Source organism: Novosphingobium kunmingense, assembly GCF_002813245.1.
In the GTDB taxonomy this organism is placed as follows: Bacteria; Pseudomonadota; Alphaproteobacteria; order Sphingomonadales; family Sphingomonadaceae; genus Novosphingobium; species Novosphingobium kunmingense.
Map to the genome: position 1 here is coordinate 479,145 of NZ_PHUF01000003.1, position 17,308 is coordinate 496,452.

Consider the following 17,308-nt stretch of genomic DNA (forward strand, 5'->3'; position numbering starts at 1 on the left):
CTCGCCCGCTTTTGCGGCAGGCGGACGGCTGTGCGCGTCTGCCCGATCTGGCCAATCTTCCCTGCCGCGCCGATAACCACTTTCGTGCATGGCGAGGTAAAGTCGCGCGTCCAGTCGTTGTCTACGGGCTGGCGCGGTGTTCGCGCCTCCCTTGCCTAGGGAGGATGGGTTCGCCGCACACCGGCCAGGACCAATTATATCAGGAATGACCATGACTTACCGTATCTACTGCGCGCGTGCCGCTCGTCTGGCTCTCGCTGCGGCCTCTACCGTTTTCGCCGTTCCCGCCCTGGCCGCAAGCGCCGACACGCCATCCAAGGTCAGCGGCCAGAACACCGTCGTCACCGAGGCACCGCAGACCGAAGTCGACACGTTCGAACTGTCGACCGGGGTCGACTATTCGGTCGGCAAGTACGGTGCGCTCGCCGATACCTCGGTGGTCAGCGTGCCGGTTGAATTGAAGGGCCAGTTCGGCCGTCTGCGGCTCCAGGCGGGTGTACCGTGGGTCTCGATCAAGGGCCCCGGCCAGCTGGTCGGCGGGGTCGTGGTCAGCGATCCCAACAGCACCAGTACGGTCAAGCGCGACGGCATCGGCGACGTCAACGTGTCGGCAGCCTATCTGCTCAACACCGAAAGCGTCGCCTTGCCGGCCTTCGAACTGGGCGCCGGGGTCAAGCTGCCGACCGCCAAGGACACGATCGGCACGGGCGAGACCGATTATTCGGCGACGCTCAGCGCCTACAAGTCGCTGTCCAGCACGGTCATGCTGTTCGGTTCGGTCGGCTATTCCTGGCTCGGCAGCCCGGCAGCCTACCAGCTCAAGGATGGGATTACCGCGTCAGGCGGTCTCAATCTGCGACCGGACGAGAAACAGAACTACGGCGTCAGTGTTTCGTACCGCGAACCGGTGGCCGAAGGCTATGCCGGGCAGGCGGTCGTTTCCCCTTACATGACCTACCGGGTCAGCAAGGGGCTGGGGCTGACGCTCTACGGCATGGCGGGCTTCAACGATGCCAGCCCGCGCTGGGGCGCCGGTCTGCGCTTGAGCCTGTTCCCGTAAAGACAGGAATTTCTGCGCGGTGCGTTGCACCGAATCTAATTTGAAGAGGAGAGTAAAATGGGTCGACACATTCTTACCGCCGCTGCTGCCGGGTTCGCCCTGTCCGCGGCTTCGGTCGCGCTGGCCAATCCGGGCGGCGTGAAGCCAACCTTGCCGAACATTCCCAAGGGACCGCCGGCTGCCGCCACAGCGCGTATTCCCGCTGCCGCCACCGCGCGCATCCCGACAACACTGCCCGCCAAATCGGTCGGCGTCGATGCAAGCGCTGCGGCTTCCGCCAAGGCGAAGTCACGTGCAACGGTCAGCGCCAATGCCAAGATAAAGGCCTCGGCCAACGCTTCCGGCCGGAGCGACACCGGCGCCGCCGCCTCGCTGCTGAAGAAGCTCAATGCGGCTCACGCCTCGGATAACGGACTTGCCCACGCTTCGGAAAGGTCGGTCGTCGGCGCGATCAACACCTACAAGACCGCCACGGTCGAGGCGAAGGCCAACGTCGAGAAGTACACCGGTCTGGTCGCCACCGGCCAGGCTTCGGTAGCGACAGCGCAGACCGCGGTGACCGACGCGCAGACCGCATATGACGCTGCACTGGCTGCCCAGCCGCTCGATCAGGCAAAGGTCGATGCCGCCAAGGCGACGCTCGATGCGGCCAAGACCACGCTTGCCACCGCGCAGACCCAGTTGTCGACCGACCAGGCGCTGCTGGCCGACGCGCAGTCCGATGTGGTCGATGCCCAACTCGCGCTCGGCACGTCGACCAAGACGACGCTCTCGGACGCCCAGATCGCGGCGGTCAACAACCTGCTCGGCCTCTAAGGTCACGATGCCGGGGCAGCCCAGGCGGCCCAGGCGTCACGCGGCGAACCCCCGGTCCGTTCGACCGGGGGTTCGTTCGTTTCGGCCCATCGACAGCTTCGTGGGTTAATGCCCTTGAACATCCGCCGGGCAGGGCCGACATAGGCGGACCAACGCTGCAAGAGGAAGTCCATGCTCGACCTGTTCGGTTCGTCCAGTGCCCAAGGCAAGTTTACCCACGATCCCGTGACCGGCGCCCTGATCCCGGTGGTGGTCGAACAGTCGAGCCGCGGCGAACGCAGCTTCGATATTTATTCGCGCCTGCTGCGCGAACGCATCATCTTCGTGACCGGCGAGGTCGAGGACCACATGGCGTCGGTCATCGTCGCCCAGTTGCTGTTCCTGGAAAGCGAAAACCCGTCCAAGGACATCTCGATGTACATCAACTCGCCGGGCGGCGTGGTGACGGCGGGTCTCGCGATCCACGATACCATGCAGTACATCCGCCCCCGCGTGTCGACCGTGTGCATCGGCCAGGCCTGCTCGATGGGCAGCTTCCTTCTTGCTGCGGGTGAACCGGGCATGCGCATCGCGCTGCCGCAGGCGCGCATCATGGTCCATCAGCCGTCCGGCGGTGCCCGCGGCATGGCGACCGATATCGAAATCCAGGCCCGCGAAATCCTGCGCCTGCGCAAGCGGCTCAACGAGCTTTACGCGAAGTTCACGGGCAAAAGCGTCGAAGAAATCGACCTAGCCCTGGACCGCGACACCTGGCTGGATGCCGAAGAAGCACGCGCCTTCGGTCTGGTCGACAAGGTCTTCGAAACACGCCCTGCTGGCGACGAACCGGGTGCCGATGCGTCTAAGGGCGCGAAGGAATAAGTAACCCTGCCGCTTCAGGCACGGTCAATGCGGCCGTGCTATGACACAGGATTGAAGAATCAGATCGCCGGGCTACACTCCGGCGAATCCCTGCCAATGCGGGGAAACTGGAAGAAAGCATGACCAAACTGCAAGGCTCCGACGCGAAAAGCACCCTCTACTGCAGCTTCTGCGGCAAATCGCAGCACGAAGTGCGCAAGCTTATCGCCGGGCCGACCGTCTTCATCTGCGACGAATGCGTCGAGCTGTGCAACGACATCATCCGCGAGGAAACCAAGGCCGGGATCGCCGGCAAGAAGGATGGCGGCGTTCCCAGCCCGAAGGATATTTTCGAAACGCTGAATGACTATGTGATCGGGCAGGACCGCGCCAAGCGCGTTCTCTCGGTCGCGGTGCACAACCACTACAAGCGTCTCAAGCACAGCGGCAAGGGCGGCGAAGTCGAACTGTCGAAGTCAAACATCCTGCTGGTCGGCCCGACCGGTTCGGGCAAGACCCTGCTTGCGCAGACGCTGGCCAAGACTTTCGACGTGCCCTTCACCATGGCCGATGCCACCACGCTGACCGAAGCCGGCTACGTTGGCGAGGACGTGGAGAACATCATCCTCAAGCTGCTCCAGGCGAGCGATTACAACGTCGACAAGGCCCAGCACGGCATCGTCTACATCGACGAAATCGACAAGATCAGCCGCAAGGCGGAAAACCCCTCGATCACGCGCGACGTGTCGGGTGAAGGCGTGCAGCAGGCCCTGTTGAAGCTGATGGAAGGCACGACGGCCTCGGTCCCGCCGCAGGGCGGGCGCAAGCATCCGCAGCAGGAATTCCTGCAGGTCGACACGACGAACATCCTGTTCATCTGCGGCGGTGCTTTCGCGGGCCTCGAAAAGATCATTGCCGACCGTCTGCAGAAGCGCTCGATCGGCTTCGGCGCGCACGTCGCCGATCCCGACAAGCGCCGGGTGGGCGAACTGCTGCAGAAGGCGGAGCCCGAAGACCTTCTCAAGTTCGGCCTGATCCCCGAATTCGTCGGCCGCTTGCCGGTGATCGCGACGCTCAATGACCTCGACATCGAGGCGCTGGTCAAGATCCTGCGCGAACCGAAGAACGCGCTGATCAAGCAGTATGCCAAGCTGTTCGAACTGGAAGACGTCGAACTGACCTTCACCGACGATGCGCTCGAGGCGATCGCCCAGAAGGCCATCGAGCGAAAGACCGGTGCGCGCGGACTGCGCTCGATAGTCGAAGGGCTGTTGCTCGACACGATGTTCGACCTGCCGACCGAGACCGACATCTCCGAAGTGGTGGTGGACAAGGACGTGGTCGAAGGCCGCAAGGAACCGGTTCGCGTGATCAAGCCGCGGGAAGAGGCGGCCTGACGCCGCCTTGGGTCGCGTGAAGACCATCGGGCTGATCGGCGGGATCAGCTGGAAAAGCACCGCCGAATATTACCGCGTCCTCAACCAGTTGGTGCTGGAACGGCTCGGCGGTGTCCATTCCGCGCGGATCGTGCTGGTCTCGGTCGATTTCGACGAGATCGCGACGCTGCAGCATGCCGGGGAATGGGATCGGCTGGGCGAAATCATGGCAGAAGCCGCTCGTTCACTGCATGCGGCCGGCGCGGACTTCATCCTGATTTGCGCCAACACGATGCACCTGTGCCTGGACGCTGTCGAAGCGGCGACACCCTTGCCGGTGCTGCATATCGCCGATCCGACGGCCAAGGCCATGGCGCGGCACGGCATGTCGCGCGCCGGCCTGCTTGGTACCGGATTTACCATGGACCGGCCGTTTCTGGCCGACAGGATTCTCGCGGTTGCCGGGATCGACTGCTTCGCGCCGGGCAATGACGGCCGCGCCGACATTCACCGCATCATCTTCGAGGAACTGGTTGCCGGCCGGATCGAACCCGCCTCGCAAGCGCGGTTCCGTGGCCTGATCGAGGAACTGGCCGCTGACGGCGCGCAAGGAGTGATCCTGGGCTGCACCGAGCTTGTCCTGCTGGTCGAGCAGGGGGTCCGCTATCCGGTGCCGTTGTTCGATACCACGGCGCTCCACGCCGCTGCGGCTGTGGAGTGGGCGCTGGCCTGACAAGGGCTGGGACCCTACTTGCCTTCGTGGAAGAAGACTTCGCCGTCGCGCTTCACCGTCATGCCGGTCTGAACGCTCGAAACGAGCAGCCAGGCTTCGCCGCGCCGCGCCCAGGTGTCGGTGCTTGCCATCACCATTTCCATGGTGTGTTCCTTGCCGTCATCGCCCGTCCGCCTGGCGCCGCCGACAAGCTGCTGCTCGACCGTGGCCCTGTCTCCGACGACGGTTGCCGAGAGGACTTTCGTTTCGATCTTGCGCGCGGCATCGGGCGCGCGGGCCGCCATTTTCTGCATCCGGGCAAGCATATCGGCGCCCTTGCGCGTTTCGCCGCGCAGGTCGGTCATCGTGTATTCGGGCGCCAGGATCGCGCCGGTCGCGGCGGCATCGCGCGCCTCCATCGCCGTGCGCAGGGCCGCGTAGCGGGCCTCGAACTCGGCCGCGGTGTCGGCTTGCGCCAGGGCTGGCGCCGCGATGGAGGCCGACGAGGCAAGCGTGGCAGCAAGGGCAAGCGTGGCGAAGCGGGGCATGTCGACTCCTGTGTGGTGGCGGCGCCATAGCCTTGCCGGGATGAACAGCGGTTGAGCGCCAGTCAGTGGGCGTGCGCGCCGTGCAGGCGGCAATCGTCCACGCCGGTTTCGACCTGGATCGTCGCATGGTGGATGCCGAACCGCTCGTCGAGATGGCGTGCGACGTCGGCCAGAAACGCATCGGAAGGCGCGCCACCGGGCATGACGAGGTGCGCGGTAAAGGCGACCTCGGTGGTGCTCATCGGCCAGATGTGCAGGTCGTGAACTGCACGTACGCCGGGCAGCGCGGTCAGGTATTCGCGCACCGCGGCCTCGTCGATGTGGCCCGGGACGGCAAGCAGCCCCATCTTGATCGCGTCTTTGAGCAGATCCCAGCTGGCCCAGGCGAGGCCGACGGTGATGATCAGGCTGGCGACGGGGTCGATCCAGTCCTGCCCGGTCAGCATGATGACCAGGCCAGCCAGCACCACGCTGGCCGAAACGACCGCATCGGCCATCAGATGGAGAAAGGCTGCGCGCAGGTTGAGGTCCGACTTGCTTCCCCGCGCGAACAGCAACGCCGAGGCGAGGTTGATGCCGATGCCGATCGCGGCCACCGCCATCATCTGCCAGCCGTTGACCTCCTCGGGTTGCCAGAAACGCCGCAGGGTCTCGATCAGGACCGCGCCGAGTGCGACCCACAGCAGCGCCGCGTTGGCGATCGCGGCAAGGATCGAGCTGCTCTTGAGGCCGTAAGTGAAGCCCTTCGAGGCCGGGCGCGCAGCGAGCACCGACGCGCCCCAGGCCAGCAGCAGCGACAGCACATCGCCCAGGTTATGACCCGCATCGGCGAGCAGCGCGGCCGATCCGCTGATGAAGCTCGCTGCCGCCTCGGCAACGACGAACCCGGCGTTCAGGACGACGGCAATCGCAAAGGCCGTGCCGTGACTGCCTGCCACGTGCTGGTGGTGGTGTCCGTGCCCGTGCCCTTGACCGGCGCCGTTGTGGTGATCGTGGCCCTTGTGATCGGCCTTTATCATGCAGTTATTGTCCTTCCGGGCCGGTTCGCGCAGCCAGCGTTGCACAAATGCCGCAGTGCAGCAAGAATCGACGGGATGGCAAGGCGCTGGCACGTGCCGAACGTTAGATAAGTGCTCCCATTTCAAACAAACATTCCACCATTTCGTGCCCGAATGAAACTTAATTGCCCGTATACTTATCGCCACCGGCAGGCGGTCTGCGAGTGTCGCAATTCTGTCACCTTGGGCTGTTTTTAGGGGCGCACGGCACCTGTATTGAAACGGCAGGTCGGAAGGTCGGTGGTGATTCGCTGCCGGTCTTCGAAACCGTAAGATCTTGAAAAGACATCCCGAACCCGGGAACTGGGGACATACGACATGCAGCTGAAGTTCTTCCTTGCCGCCAGCGCGGCCAGCATTCCTCTCGCTTGCGGCATGATCGCCGCGCCGGCAGCCGCACAGGAAACCTCCTCGGCGGTCCGCGGCGTCGTCACCTCGGGCGGCAGCCCGATCGCGGGCGCAACGGTCACCGTCACCCATGAACCTTCGGGCACCACCGCCACGACCACCACGGCGGAGGACGGCACTTTCGGCGCCAACGGCCTGCGCGTCGGCGGTCCCTTCACCGTGACGGTCGAAGCCGCCGGCTACCAGGGCGGCACGGTCAACGATCTGTACCTCGAAGCCGGCGTTCCCAGCCGTCTGCCGATCGACCTCCAGGCCGAACAGCAGATCGTCGTCAGCGCGTCCTCGATCCAGCCGCGCATCAACAACAGCGACGGCCCGACCACTGCGCTCGGCCGCGCCGAAATCGAAAACGCGGCCTCGATCAACCGCGACATCCGCGACCTGGCTCGCCGCGACCCGCTGGTCACGATCGACCTGACCAACGCCCGCACCATCGAAATCGCCGGCAACAACGGCCGCCTCAACCGCTTCTCGGTCGACGGCATGCAGATGTCGGACGACTTCGGCCTCAACAACGGCGGCCTGCCGACCAACCGCGGCCCGGTGCCCTATGACGCGATCGAACAGTTCTCGGTCAAGGTTGCGCCCTATGACATCGCGGAAGGCGACATGCAGGGCGGCGCGATCAACGTCGTGCTGCGTTCGGGCGGCAACAAGCTGCACGGCGGCGGTTTCTTCAGCTACACCGACGACAGCCTGACCGGCAGCAAGACCAAGACCACGACCGTCAACCTCGACTTCGATTCCAAGCAGTATGGCGGCTGGCTCTCGGGCCCGATCATTCAGGACAAGCTGTTCTTCATGGTCGCCTACGAACGCACCAAGGAAGGCAAGCCGATCGAGGACGGCGTCGGTTCGGCTTACGCCAACCAGGTGACCAACGTTACCCAGGCGCTGATCGATCAGGTCTCCTCGATCGCGCAGAGCCGCTTCAACTATGACACCCTTGGCCAGCTGACCACCGCGCAGGAAGAAGACGAGAAGATCGTCGCCAAGCTCGACTGGAACATCAGCGACGCGCACCGCGCCGCGCTGACCTACATCCGCAATGTCGGCACCAACCAGTTCCAGCAGAACAACTTCCTTACCCCGGTCTATGCCCTCGGCCTCGCCTCGAACGGCTATGAGCTGACCGAAGAAGTCAATTCGGGCACTTTCGAACTGAACTCGTCGTGGACCGATCGCTTCTCGACCACCCTGCGCGCGTCGTACCGTGACTACAACCGCGGCCAGACCCCGTTCGGTGCGCCGTTCCCGAACATGGAAGTCTGCCTCGATCCGGCTTCGATCACCAACACCAGCACAAACTCGGCCACCTCGTGCGGCTCGGCTCGCGTGTTCTTCGGTCCGGACGTCAGCCGCCATTCGAACGCACTCAACACCGACAACCTGTCGGTCGACCTGACCGCGCGCCTCGAAGCGGGTGCCCACTCGCTGCGCCTGATGGGCGGCTACACCACGATCGACACCTTCAATCTGTTCCTGCAGCGTTCGCTTGGTGACTTCTACTTCGACTCGATCGCCGATTTCCAGGCCGGCCTCGCCAATCGCCTGCGCTATTCGAACGCGGTGCCGTCGAACGATCCGAGCGCGGCGGCTGCTTCGTTCACCACCCGCAACTGGACGTTCGGGATCCAGGACGACTGGCAGGTTTCCGATACGCTCAACCTCTCGCTCGGCATGCGCTACGACCTGTTCGACACCAATCCGCTGCCGCCGCTCAACCCCAACTTCACCGCACGCTATGGCTTCAGCAACCGTTCGACCTTCAAGGGTCGTGGCCTGTTCCAGCCGCGCATGGCTTTCACCTGGGAGCCGGCCGAGCGTCTGATTGTCCGGGGCGGCGTGGGCATCTTCGGTGGCGGCACGCCCGACGTGTTCCTGTCGAACGTCTATTCGAACACTGGCCAGCTTACCAACACGGTCGACATCAACCGCAGCAACTGCGTCGCATCGGGTAACACCTGCAACGCGCTGGGTTCGGCCGCCAGCCCGCTGACCAACGGCACCATCGCGCAAAGCGTGATCAACTACCTGACCACCAATGTGGGCTCGCTTGCCGCAGCGGCGACCGATGTGATCGATCCCGATCTCAAGATCGCCAACAAGATGAAGGCCTCGCTACAGGCCGACTACAGCGCCGATCTCGGTCCGCTGGGCGATGACTGGCTGTTCGGGGTCCAGTTCCTCTACGACAAGACTCTCGACGCCTACATGTGGACCGACCTGCGTTCGGTTCCGATCGGCACCCTGCCCGATGGCCGCACTCGGTACGGTCCCTTCGGCGGCACGGCGACGACCAACCGCGACCTGATGCTGACCAACACCAGCGATGGCCGCGGCATCTTCGCGACGGTCCGCTTCGAGAAGCGCTTCGGCAACGTTGTGTCGATCGACGGCAGCTACACCCGTTCGGACGTCAAGGACCGTTCGGCACTGACTTCGTCGACCTCGTCGTCGAACTACGGCAACAACGCCTTCACCGATCCGAACGTTCCGGAATACGGCCGGTCGATCTACGAATACCGCAACCAGTGGAAGTTCGGCCTCAACTTCACGCCGCGCCTGTTCGGCGACAACAAGACCAGCGTCGGCCTGTTCGGCGAACTGCGTTCGGGCCGTCCGTACAGCGTCACCATGCTCGACCGGTCGAGCGGCCGCGGCGCGGTCTATGGTACCGTGGGCAACCTGGGCAACATGCTGCTCTACGTGCCGACTGCGGGCGGCGATCCGAAGGTCAGCTTCGACACCGCAGCCAGCGAAACGGCGTTCAACAACCTCGTGACCACGCTGGGTCTCGACAAGTACCGCGGCAAGATCGTTCCGAAGAACAGCCAGACCTCGCCCAACTTCTTCAAGATCGACATGCACTTCGGCCAGGAAATCCCCCTGCCGGTCGTGAACGGGGCGAAGTTCGAACTGTTTGCCGACATCGAGAACGTGCTCAACCTGATCAACAAGGACTGGGGTGCGCTGCGGCAGTTCCCGTTCCCCTACAACGCGGCGATCGCCTCGGTGAGCTGCCTCACCACGGCGCAGTCGACGGGTCAGGCCGTGGTTGCCGTCGGCACTTCGGCCGCCAACAATCCGAACGGCCTGCCGGCGGTGCAGGCTACGCTGCCTACCCAGGGCTGCGCGCAGTACCGCTATTCGCAGGTAACGACGCCGAACGTCCTGCTGCAGGCGCGTCAGTCGCTCTACGGCATCCGCGTCGGGGCCCGCATCAAGTTCTGATCGGACTCGCGGTAGCGAAAACGGAAAGGGGCGCTTCGGCGCCCCTTTCTTTTTGCCTTAACGGTAGACGCAGGCGTCGAGCGCTTCATTGCGGACCACGCCACTGCGTGCGGCGATGGCGTTGCCGTGCCGGCGGGTGAAGCCGCCGGGGCTGACCACTTCGCGCCGCTTGGGGGCGGGCAGGGCGGCCGCGATCCGGGCCGCCTCGGTCCGCGTCAGGCGCGCGGCGGAATGCTTGAAATAGCGTTGGGCGCCGGCCTCCACCCCGTAGGTGCCAAGGCCCGTTTCGGCGACGTTGAGGTAGACCTCCATGATCCGCCGCTTGCCCCAGATGTTCTCGATCAGGACGGTGAACCAGGCTTCCAGGCCCTTGCGCAGATAGCGGGTCCAGCCGGTGCCCTGCCAAAGAAAGACATTCTTCGCGGTCTGCTGGCTGATGGTCGATCCGCCGCGCAGCCGCGATGAGCGCGCGTTGCGCTCGATCGCCTTTTCGATCGCTTCCTGGTCGAAACCGCGATGGCTGCAGAACTTGGCGTCTTCCCCGGCGATCACCGCAGAGACCATGTTGCGGTCGATCCGGCTCAACGGGCGCCAGCTCTTTTCGAAGCCGTTGGGATCGAGCACCATGGTCAGCGTGACCGGCACCGGCACAAACTTGTAGAGGATGGTGAACCCGACGCTGAGGACGAGAAAGGCGATGATCAGGCGGCCGATCCACCAGCCGATGTTGAAGGCAAGGCCGTGCTTGGCGGCCGGGCGGGACGGGGAAAGGTACTTGCGCATCGTGGCACAAGGTGGCCGCTGATCCGCGGCGGCGCAAGCCGGTCTAGTCGCGCGCGTCGAAGGCGCTGCGCGATCGCTGCACCGCGGCAAGGTTCGCCTCGGCCCAGTGCCACACCCCGCAGAACGCTTCGCCAAGGCTGTGGCCCAGAGTGGTAAGCCGGTAGTCGACATGCGGCGGGATGACGGGATGGACGGTGCGGATGACCAGGCCATCGCGTTCCATCGCGCGCAAGGTCTGTGTCAGCATCTTCTGGCTGATCCCTGGAACGGCTCTGGCCAAGGCTCCGAATCGCTGCTCGCCGCCTTCCTCAAGCTGTTCGAGCACCAGGAGGGTCCACTTGTCGGCCACGCGCCCGATCAGATCGTTGACCAGCGCGTCGACTTCGGGAGCGGTCGAGTAACTCGTAATCGGCTGATTTGCCATTTCTAACCTTTTGGTGGGTATGGTTCAAAAAGGTGCTTACTTATAATTCCATCCTAAACGCCATACATGGTGAGGCATCCAACCACCACAACGAAAGTGCCGATCATGAAGCCCAGCGGAAACACCATCCTCTTTACCGGCGGCGGCAGCGGCATCGGTCGCGAACTGGCGCGCGAACTGGCCGATCGCGGCAACACGGTGATCGTCGCCGGGCGGCGTCTTGGTGCGCTTGAAGAAACCTGCGCCGGTCGGCCATCGATGCACGCCCATGTTCTCGATGTCAGCGACGCGGCCGGAGTGGCGCGCGGCGTTGAAGAACTTCTTGCGCGCTATCCTGCCATCAATGTCTTGGTGAACAACGCCGGGATCATGGATTACGAGGATGTGACCAATCGACGCGATCTTTCGGCGGCCGCCTCGATCATAGAGACCAACTTGCTCGCCCCGATCCGCCTCACAGATGCCCTTATCGAACACCTGTCAGCGCAGCAGGATGCGGCGATCGTGAACACCACGTCCGGCCTCGCCTTCGTCCCACTGCCCAAAGCGCCGACCTATTCGGCGACCAAGGCCGCGCTGCATTCGTACAGCGTCTCGCTGCGCGCCATGCTGGCGGGCAAGGTCCGCGTGATCGAACTGATCCCGCCAGCCGTGCAGACCGAACTGACCCCCGGCCAGTCGAGCCGCGAGGGCTATCTGCCGCTAGCCACCTATATCGACCAGGTCATGGCCCAATACGGCGAAAGCGGCTTTCCGGATGAAGTCCTGGTGCCCAACGCCAAGGTCCTGCGCGAGGCGGAGAAGAACGACCAGTTCGAGCAGGTGCTGGCGATGCTGAGCCGGCTCTAGGCCGCGGTCGCTTTCGGAAACCGCACGCTGGCCCGATCCCGAACTGAAAGGGGCCGATCGACTGGTCGACTGGCCCCGTTTCGGTCGGTTCAGGCCCCCCGACGATCAGTCGGAAAGGCCTGACAAGCTCGATCAGGCGATGGCGTGCTGTTCCACCATTGCCTTGAGGAAGGCGAAGTCCTGGCTGGTGTCGGCGGCACCGTAAAACACGTCGCTGTCGCCGAACCCGGTCACGCCCAGGAGGATAACCGACCCGCCCGTGGTGAATTGCACGCGCGTGTCCATCGTGCCGTCGGCGTTGAAATCGCCGGTCTTCACGCTCCGCAGACCCATTCCTTCGCCGAGGAGCAGCAGGTCTTCGCCGCGGACGAAGTCGGTGATCGTGTCGGTGCCGACGCTCTTCACCTGGCTGAAGTCGAACTGGTCGCGCCCCGCACCGCCGACCAGCACGTCGTCGCCGCGGCCGCCGACCAGCACGTCATCGCCCGACCAGCCTTCCAGACGGTCGTTGCCGTTGTCGCCGTAGAGGGTGTCGTTGCCCGATCCGCCGCGGATCGTGTCGTCGCCGTTGAAGCCGTGGATGGTGTTGGCCGAGCCATCGCCGTTGAGCAGGTCATCGCCGTTGCCGCCGTCCTGGACGTCGGCAACGTGCATCACCAGAAGCTGACCCTTTTCGACCGTGGCGGGATTGCCGGTCGCGGCGTGGACCTGCGCATCGAGCAGGTAGACCCGCTCGTCGCCGGTGCCGAGGAGACTGGTCACGTCGATGATTCCGCTGCTTTCCTCGTCCTGCGTGATGAAGCCCGGATTGCCCGAGGTGAAAAGGACCGGATCGAAGCCGGCGATGGCATGGACGGTGTCACTGGCAATGTCGTATTCCCAGATCCGCGCGATGTAGCTCTGGTTGCCGGGATCTTCCTGCAGGATCACCTTGCCGTCGGCCACCGACAGGTTGTCGAACATGTGCTGGCCTTCGCTGCCGTCAAGCACCGCGCGGATCGTGCCGCCAAGTTCGGGGCGGGTGATGTCGGTGAAGGTGGCCTGGTAGAGCCGCGAATTGCCGCTGAAGCTGTTGGTCGTAGTGAAATACAGAACGTTCGGATTTTGCGGATCCCAGGCGCTGTCCTCGGGCCGCAGGAAGCTGGTGACGCCTTCTGCTTCGCTCTCGGCATCGATCTGCGCGCCGGTCAGGTTGGCGACCTTGCCGTTCGGACCGATCGCATCGAGCGTGAATGTGCCCGAAACCGCGGTGGCGTTGGTTTCGTCGGTCATTCCGGCAACCTTGATGCCGTAGAACGATCCTCCGACAAGGCCGGCCTGTTCGATCGCGGTTCCACTGGTCTGCTTTTCGCCGACGTAGATGTAGACCTGGCCGTTGGTGCCGTCGTCCGTCGCGGCGACGATGGTCAGGCTCTGCGCGAAGGGATTGGCGGTCAGGTTTTCGAAGCTGAGGTTGCCAAGCGAGGCCAGTTCGTAGGTTGCGCCGGCGTTGGCGCCGCTGACGATGGTCGCCACGGCGCGGCCTTCGGCGCCGCTTTCCTCGCCGGTGAGGTAGATCCGGTCGAGCGTGCCGAGCCCGCTGGCGACGTCGAAATAGGCGCTCGTTTCAGCAAGGTCGCCCGAGCAGAAGCGCGCGAAGGCTGTCGTGCCGGCAACGTAGCTGGCCGTCGCGGTGTTCCACAGATAGACCGACTGGATCGCATCGTCGGACGAGACCACCGCGAGGGTCGACTTGTCGATGACCAGGCGGTCGATGAAGGCGCCGGTCAATCCGTGGTCGCGCACCAGGCCCGACGACGCGCCGAGTTCGTGGTTGACCAGCACGGTGATCGTGCCGTCGCCGTTGTCGAAGGCGCCAAGGCCGTCGGGGATGCCTGCAAAGACGCCGCCGCCGGGCAGGTTGTCGCCCACCGTCAGGATCGACGTGAAGGTGACGTTGGGTTCGAGTCCGAGGATGTAGGGATCGGTTTTGGTCGAAGGGGCAATGGCCATGCGATTCGCTCCTGCTGCGGGTTTGTGCAGGGGCTAGGCGCGGCTCATGGCGCTATCGGGTCACTTTGCCGGCACCGGCATGACAGTGCTGTGACGCATGAAAAAAGGCCGGTCGAACAGGTCGACCGGCCCCGTATTCGGCTCAGGACTCGCGTCAGGCTGCGGCGAGCAGGCGCTTGTCGGTGGCGATGCGGATCATCGCCTTCTGCAGCTTTTCGAAGGCGCGCACCTCGATCTGGCGGACGCGTTCCCGGCTGACGTTGTATTCCTGGCTCAGCTCTTCCAGCGTCTTGGGATCGTCGATCAGGCGACGCTGGGTGAGGATGTGCCGCTCCCGGTCGTTGAGGCTGTCCATCGCTTCGACCAGAAGGGCGTGGCGCGTGCTCGCTTCCTGGGCGTCCTCGACGATCTGGTCCTGCAGCGGGCCGGCATCTTCCAGCATGTCCTGCCACTGGCCTTCGCCGTCCTCGTTGAACGAGATGTTGAGCGAGGCATCGCCGCCCATCATCATCCGGCGGTTCATGTTGACCACTTCCTGCTCGGATACGCCGAGATCGGTCGCGATCTTGCGCACCTGATCGGGATGCAGGTCCGAATCCTCGTAGGCATCGAGGTTCTTTTTCATGCGCCGCAGGTTGAAGAACAGCTTCTTCTGCGCCGCGGTGGTGCCCATCTTGACGAGGGACCAGCTGCGCAGGATGAATTCCTGGATCGACGCCTTGATCCACCACATGGCGTAGGTCGCCAGGCGGAAGCCGCGATCGGGTTCGAACTTCTTCACGCCCTGCATAAGGCCGATGTTGCCTTCGGCGATCAGTTCGGAAACGGGCAGGCCATAGCCGCGATAGCCCATGGCGATCTTCGCCACGAGTCGCAGGTGGCTGGTCACCAGCTGCTTGGCCGCTTCGGGATCCTGGTGTTCGGCATAACGCTTGGCGAGCATGTATTCCTGCTCGGCCGTCAGGATCGGAAATTTCTTGATTTCAGCGAGATAGCGGTTGAGCCCCTGTTCGCCGGAAAGGCTGGGCATCACCGTGCTGCCGGTTGCAGGCAGGTTGCTTTCGCGTTCGGACATCGTCTTCATTCGTCCTTTCAATCGTCGCCCACCTTTACCGGACCCTTAAAGGCATCCCGCGGCGGTGGCCACATAGAGTACACTTCTACACCAATAGATCAGCTTGAACGCCGCAATTCGACCAACAGTTCCTCCATATCGGCAGGGAGCACGCTCTCGCAGCGCACGGCGTGTCCCGTCACGGGGTGAACGAAGCCGATAACGGCCGCATGCAACGCCTGGCGGGCAAAGGACAATCGGGAGAGAATCGGGCGGAGGCGCGAAGGAGTGCGGCCATAGACAGGATCACCCAATAGCGCATGACCAATTGATGCCATGTGAACGCGCACCTGGTGGGTCCGGCCGGTCTCCAGTCGGCATTCGACCAGCGCGGCGGAATCGAGCCGTTCCAGGGTGCGGTAATGCGTGACGGCATGCTTGCCGCGTCCGTCCTCGACCAGCGCCATCTTCTTGCGGTTGGTCGACGAGCGGGCGATCGCCCCGCGCACCGTTCCGGACAGGGGCACGGGAAGCCCGCCGACGATCGCCAGATAGGCGCGCTCGATCGAATGGTCGGCGAACTGCCTGGCCAGTCCTTCGTGCGCGGCATCGGTCTTGGCGGCCACCAGAAGCCCCGAGGTGTCCTTGTCGATGCGGTGGACGATCCCCGGCCGCGCCACGCCGCCGATGCCCGACAGCTGCCCGCGGCAATGGTGCAGCAGCGCGTTGACCAGCGTGCCGTCCAGATTGCCGGCCGCCGGGTGAACCACGAGGCCCGCCGGCTTGTCGATCACGATGAGGTGCTCGTCCTCGTAGGCGACGACCAGCGGAATGTCCTGCGCCTCGGCCTCGGACGGGGCGGCTTCGGGCACGGCGATGGCAAAGGCCGTGCCTTCGGCCACTTTGCCGCTGGCCTGACCCGCCGGCTTGCCCGACAGGGTCACGCGGCCTTCGCCAAGCAGGGCCTTTATCCGCTCGCGCGAAAGGTCCGTGGCCTCGGCCAGGGCCTTGTCCAGCCGGCCGCCCGCGCCGATCACGCCTTCGATGATGCGTTCCCCCCGGATCATGGCTAGAACATGGGCATGCATGTGGAGGTGACAAGTGGCGCGCTTGCCACACTGCGCGAAGAAGCGACGCTCGCGGATCCGCTGGAGTGCTGCGGGCTGCTGCTGGGGCGCGGCGGGCGGATCGACAGCGTCGTGCCGGCAGCCAACGTCCACCCCGATCCGGCGCGCCATTTCGAGATCGATCCGGCCGCGCTGATCGCCGCCCACAAGGCGGAGCGGGCGGGCGGACCGCAGATCGTCGGCTATTACCATTCGCATCCCGCCGGACCGGCCGAGCCATCGGCCACCGACCGGGCACAGGCGAGCGGAGATGGCCGGGTCTGGGCGATCGTCGCCGGCCCCGCGGTCGGCTGGTGGCGGGATGCGCCGGGCGGCTTCACGGCGCTTGGCCTGCGACTCGTCGAAGGCTAAGGACGGGGCTAACCAGAAGGATCCTTGATGACCGACGCCTCCGTAGACCTTGCCAGCCTGCTCTGTTCGCGCCTGTGTCACGACCTGCTCTCGCCGGTCGGCGCGATGACCAACGGGCTGGAACTCCTCGCCGAGGAGAAGGACCCGGAAATGCGCAAGCGCTGCATGGAACTGCTCGAACAGAGCGCGAGGACCAGCGCCGACAAGCTCAAGTTCTTCCGCCTTGCCTTCGGCGCGGCGGGCGGCTTTGGCGACATGGTGTCGGTGGAAGAGCCGCGCGCGCTGGTCGACGCCTTGGCAGGGCCCGGCGGCCGCACCCAGGTCAACTGGGCGCTGGGCACCGCCAGCTTGCCCAAGCCCGCGGTCAAGATCCTGCTCAACCTTGCCCACATCGGGATCGAGGCGCTGGTGCGCGGCGGCACGCTGGATGTCGGAGCCGAACAGCGCGGCGGCGCCAGCGAGATCGTGGTCCGCGCCGCCGGTCCCAAGATCGCCTTCGACCAGACCGTGGGCCAAGCGCTCGACGGAACGCTGCCGGTGGCTGACCTGTCGAGCCGCACCGCGCCGGCCTGGATGCTCCACCAGCTCGCCAAGCGGCAGGGCGGAGGGCTGCAATATGCTCTGTCGCCCGAAGCGCTGGTCATGGGCGCGGTGCTTCCGGACGCCTGAGCCAGCA

The 17,308-nt window shown here is 64.6% G+C and carries 16 protein-coding genes; 9 read left to right on the top strand and 7 right to left on the bottom strand.

The window, feature by feature from the left end; genetic code table 11:
• Positions 1-211 precede the first annotated feature (211 nt).
• From B0I00_RS08345 to B0I00_RS08365, 5 genes are all read left to right on the top strand, one after another.
• Complete coding sequence (locus B0I00_RS08345; RefSeq protein WP_157812507.1) at positions 212-1,060, top strand: transporter; 849 nt, start codon at positions 212-214, stop codon at positions 1,058-1,060.
• Between the two features lie 57 nt (positions 1,061-1,117).
• The gene (locus tag B0I00_RS08350) at positions 1,118-1,876 is read left to right on the top strand and encodes a hypothetical protein (RefSeq protein WP_100866916.1); all 759 of its coding nucleotides are present in this window, start codon (positions 1,118-1,120) and stop codon (positions 1,874-1,876) included.
• A 171-nt stretch (positions 1,877-2,047) separates the two neighbouring features.
• Positions 2,048-2,737 carry an ATP-dependent Clp protease proteolytic subunit gene (locus tag B0I00_RS08355; protein WP_100866917.1) on the top strand — a complete coding sequence of 230 codons (690 nt, stop codon included), beginning with the start codon at positions 2,048-2,050 and terminating at the stop codon, positions 2,735-2,737.
• A gap of 119 nt (positions 2,738-2,856) precedes the next feature.
• Complete coding sequence (gene clpX, locus B0I00_RS08360; RefSeq protein ID WP_100866918.1) at positions 2,857-4,113, top strand: ATP-dependent Clp protease ATP-binding subunit ClpX; 1,257 nt, start codon at positions 2,857-2,859, stop codon at positions 4,111-4,113.
• A 16-nt stretch (positions 4,114-4,129) separates the two neighbouring features.
• Positions 4,130-4,825 carry an aspartate/glutamate racemase family protein gene (locus tag B0I00_RS08365; protein ID WP_100866919.1) on the top strand — a complete coding sequence of 232 codons (696 nt, stop codon included), beginning with the start codon at positions 4,130-4,132 and terminating at the stop codon, positions 4,823-4,825.
• A gap of 14 nt (positions 4,826-4,839) precedes the next feature.
• Here the strand turns inward: B0I00_RS08365 and B0I00_RS08370 are convergent, their stop codons facing one another.
• A complete protein-coding gene (locus B0I00_RS08370) occupies positions 4,840-5,352 on the bottom strand; it encodes a nuclear transport factor 2 family protein (protein ID WP_100866920.1) in 513 nt (170 codons plus the stop codon).
• Positions 5,353-5,414: 62 nt separating this feature from the next.
• A complete protein-coding gene (locus tag B0I00_RS08375) occupies positions 5,415-6,371 on the bottom strand; it encodes a cation diffusion facilitator family transporter (RefSeq protein ID WP_100867165.1) in 957 nt (318 codons plus the stop codon).
• Positions 6,372-6,728: 357 nt separating this feature from the next.
• Here B0I00_RS08375 and B0I00_RS08380 point away from each other — a divergent pair, with 357 nt between their 5' ends.
• The gene (locus B0I00_RS08380) at positions 6,729-10,052 is read left to right on the top strand and encodes a TonB-dependent receptor (protein ID WP_100866921.1); all 3,324 of its coding nucleotides are present in this window, start codon (positions 6,729-6,731) and stop codon (positions 10,050-10,052) included.
• 57 nt (positions 10,053-10,109) lie between these two features.
• Here the strand turns inward: B0I00_RS08380 and mtgA are convergent, their stop codons facing one another.
• Both mtgA and B0I00_RS08390 read right to left on the bottom strand, forming a co-directional pair.
• Positions 10,110-10,835 carry a monofunctional biosynthetic peptidoglycan transglycosylase gene (gene mtgA / locus B0I00_RS08385; protein WP_100866922.1) on the bottom strand — a complete coding sequence of 242 codons (726 nt, stop codon included), beginning with the start codon at positions 10,833-10,835 and terminating at the stop codon, positions 10,110-10,112.
• Positions 10,836-10,878: 43 nt separating this feature from the next.
• Entirely contained in the window at positions 10,879-11,259 is a 381-nt protein-coding gene (locus B0I00_RS08390; RefSeq protein WP_100866923.1) for a winged helix-turn-helix transcriptional regulator, read from the bottom strand.
• A gap of 105 nt (positions 11,260-11,364) precedes the next feature.
• On the opposite strand from B0I00_RS08390, the gene B0I00_RS08395 reads away from it, so the two are divergent.
• Positions 11,365-12,108: an SDR family oxidoreductase gene (locus B0I00_RS08395; RefSeq protein ID WP_100867166.1), complete on the top strand. Its 744-nt coding sequence runs from the start codon at positions 11,365-11,367 to the stop codon at positions 12,106-12,108.
• Between the two features lie 132 nt (positions 12,109-12,240).
• Here B0I00_RS08395 and B0I00_RS08400 read toward each other — a convergent pair whose 3' ends face one another.
• The 3 genes from B0I00_RS08400 to B0I00_RS08410 all read right to left on the bottom strand — a co-directional run bounded on the left by B0I00_RS08400 (position 12,241) and on the right by B0I00_RS08410 (position 16,221).
• On the bottom strand, positions 12,241-14,100 hold the full coding sequence (locus B0I00_RS08400) for a calcium-binding protein (RefSeq protein WP_100866924.1): 1,860 nt from the start codon (positions 14,098-14,100) through the stop codon (positions 12,241-12,243).
• A 154-nt stretch (positions 14,101-14,254) separates the two neighbouring features.
• Entirely contained in the window at positions 14,255-15,175 is a 921-nt protein-coding gene (gene rpoH / locus B0I00_RS08405; RefSeq protein WP_100867167.1) for an RNA polymerase sigma factor RpoH, read from the bottom strand.
• 98 nt (positions 15,176-15,273) lie between these two features.
• On the bottom strand, positions 15,274-16,221 hold the full coding sequence (locus tag B0I00_RS08410) for an RluA family pseudouridine synthase (RefSeq protein ID WP_100866925.1): 948 nt from the start codon (positions 16,219-16,221) through the stop codon (positions 15,274-15,276).
• A 9-nt stretch (positions 16,222-16,230) separates the two neighbouring features.
• Here B0I00_RS08410 and B0I00_RS08415 point away from each other — a divergent pair, with 9 nt between their 5' ends.
• Both B0I00_RS08415 and B0I00_RS08420 read left to right on the top strand, forming a co-directional pair.
• Entirely contained in the window at positions 16,231-16,632 is a 402-nt protein-coding gene (locus B0I00_RS08415; RefSeq protein ID WP_332870770.1) for a M67 family metallopeptidase, read from the top strand.
• Positions 16,633-16,659: 27 nt separating this feature from the next.
• The gene (locus B0I00_RS08420; protein WP_100866926.1) at positions 16,660-17,301 is read left to right on the top strand and encodes a histidine phosphotransferase family protein; all 642 of its coding nucleotides are present in this window, start codon (positions 16,660-16,662) and stop codon (positions 17,299-17,301) included.
• Positions 17,302-17,308: the final 7 nt, after the last annotated feature.

What these genes read in the sequence shown, in the direction of transcription:
- B0I00_RS08410 (WP_100866925.1), bottom strand. Translation starts at nt 16,221, where the DNA reads ATGATCCGGGGGGAACGCATCATCGAAGGCGTGATCGGCGCGGGCGGC.
- B0I00_RS08355 (WP_100866917.1), top strand. Translation starts at nt 2,048, where the DNA reads ATGCTCGACCTGTTCGGTTCGTCCAGTGCCCAAGGCAAGTTTACCCAC.
- rpoH (WP_100867167.1), bottom strand. Translation starts at nt 15,175, where the DNA reads ATGTCCGAACGCGAAAGCAACCTGCCTGCAACCGGCAGCACGGTGATG.
- B0I00_RS08370 (WP_100866920.1), bottom strand. Translation starts at nt 5,352, where the DNA reads ATGCCCCGCTTCGCCACGCTTGCCCTTGCTGCCACGCTTGCCTCGTCG.
- B0I00_RS08415 (WP_332870770.1), top strand. Translation starts at nt 16,231, where the DNA reads ATGGGCATGCATGTGGAGGTGACAAGTGGCGCGCTTGCCACACTGCGC.
- B0I00_RS08390 (WP_100866923.1), bottom strand. Translation starts at nt 11,259, where the DNA reads ATGGCAAATCAGCCGATTACGAGTTACTCGACCGCTCCCGAAGTCGAC.
- B0I00_RS08345 (WP_157812507.1), top strand. Translation starts at nt 212, where the DNA reads ATGACTTACCGTATCTACTGCGCGCGTGCCGCTCGTCTGGCTCTCGCT.
- clpX (WP_100866918.1), top strand. Translation starts at nt 2,857, where the DNA reads ATGACCAAACTGCAAGGCTCCGACGCGAAAAGCACCCTCTACTGCAGC.
- mtgA (WP_100866922.1), bottom strand. Translation starts at nt 10,835, where the DNA reads ATGCGCAAGTACCTTTCCCCGTCCCGCCCGGCCGCCAAGCACGGCCTT.
- B0I00_RS08400 (WP_100866924.1), bottom strand. Translation starts at nt 14,100, where the DNA reads ATGGCCATTGCCCCTTCGACCAAAACCGATCCCTACATCCTCGGACTC.
- B0I00_RS08395 (WP_100867166.1), top strand. Translation starts at nt 11,365, where the DNA reads ATGAAGCCCAGCGGAAACACCATCCTCTTTACCGGCGGCGGCAGCGGC.
- B0I00_RS08375 (WP_100867165.1), bottom strand. Translation starts at nt 6,371, where the DNA reads ATGATAAAGGCCGATCACAAGGGCCACGATCACCACAACGGCGCCGGT.
- B0I00_RS08420 (WP_100866926.1), top strand. Translation starts at nt 16,660, where the DNA reads ATGACCGACGCCTCCGTAGACCTTGCCAGCCTGCTCTGTTCGCGCCTG.
- B0I00_RS08350 (WP_100866916.1), top strand. Translation starts at nt 1,118, where the DNA reads ATGGGTCGACACATTCTTACCGCCGCTGCTGCCGGGTTCGCCCTGTCC.
- B0I00_RS08380 (WP_100866921.1), top strand. Translation starts at nt 6,729, where the DNA reads ATGCAGCTGAAGTTCTTCCTTGCCGCCAGCGCGGCCAGCATTCCTCTC.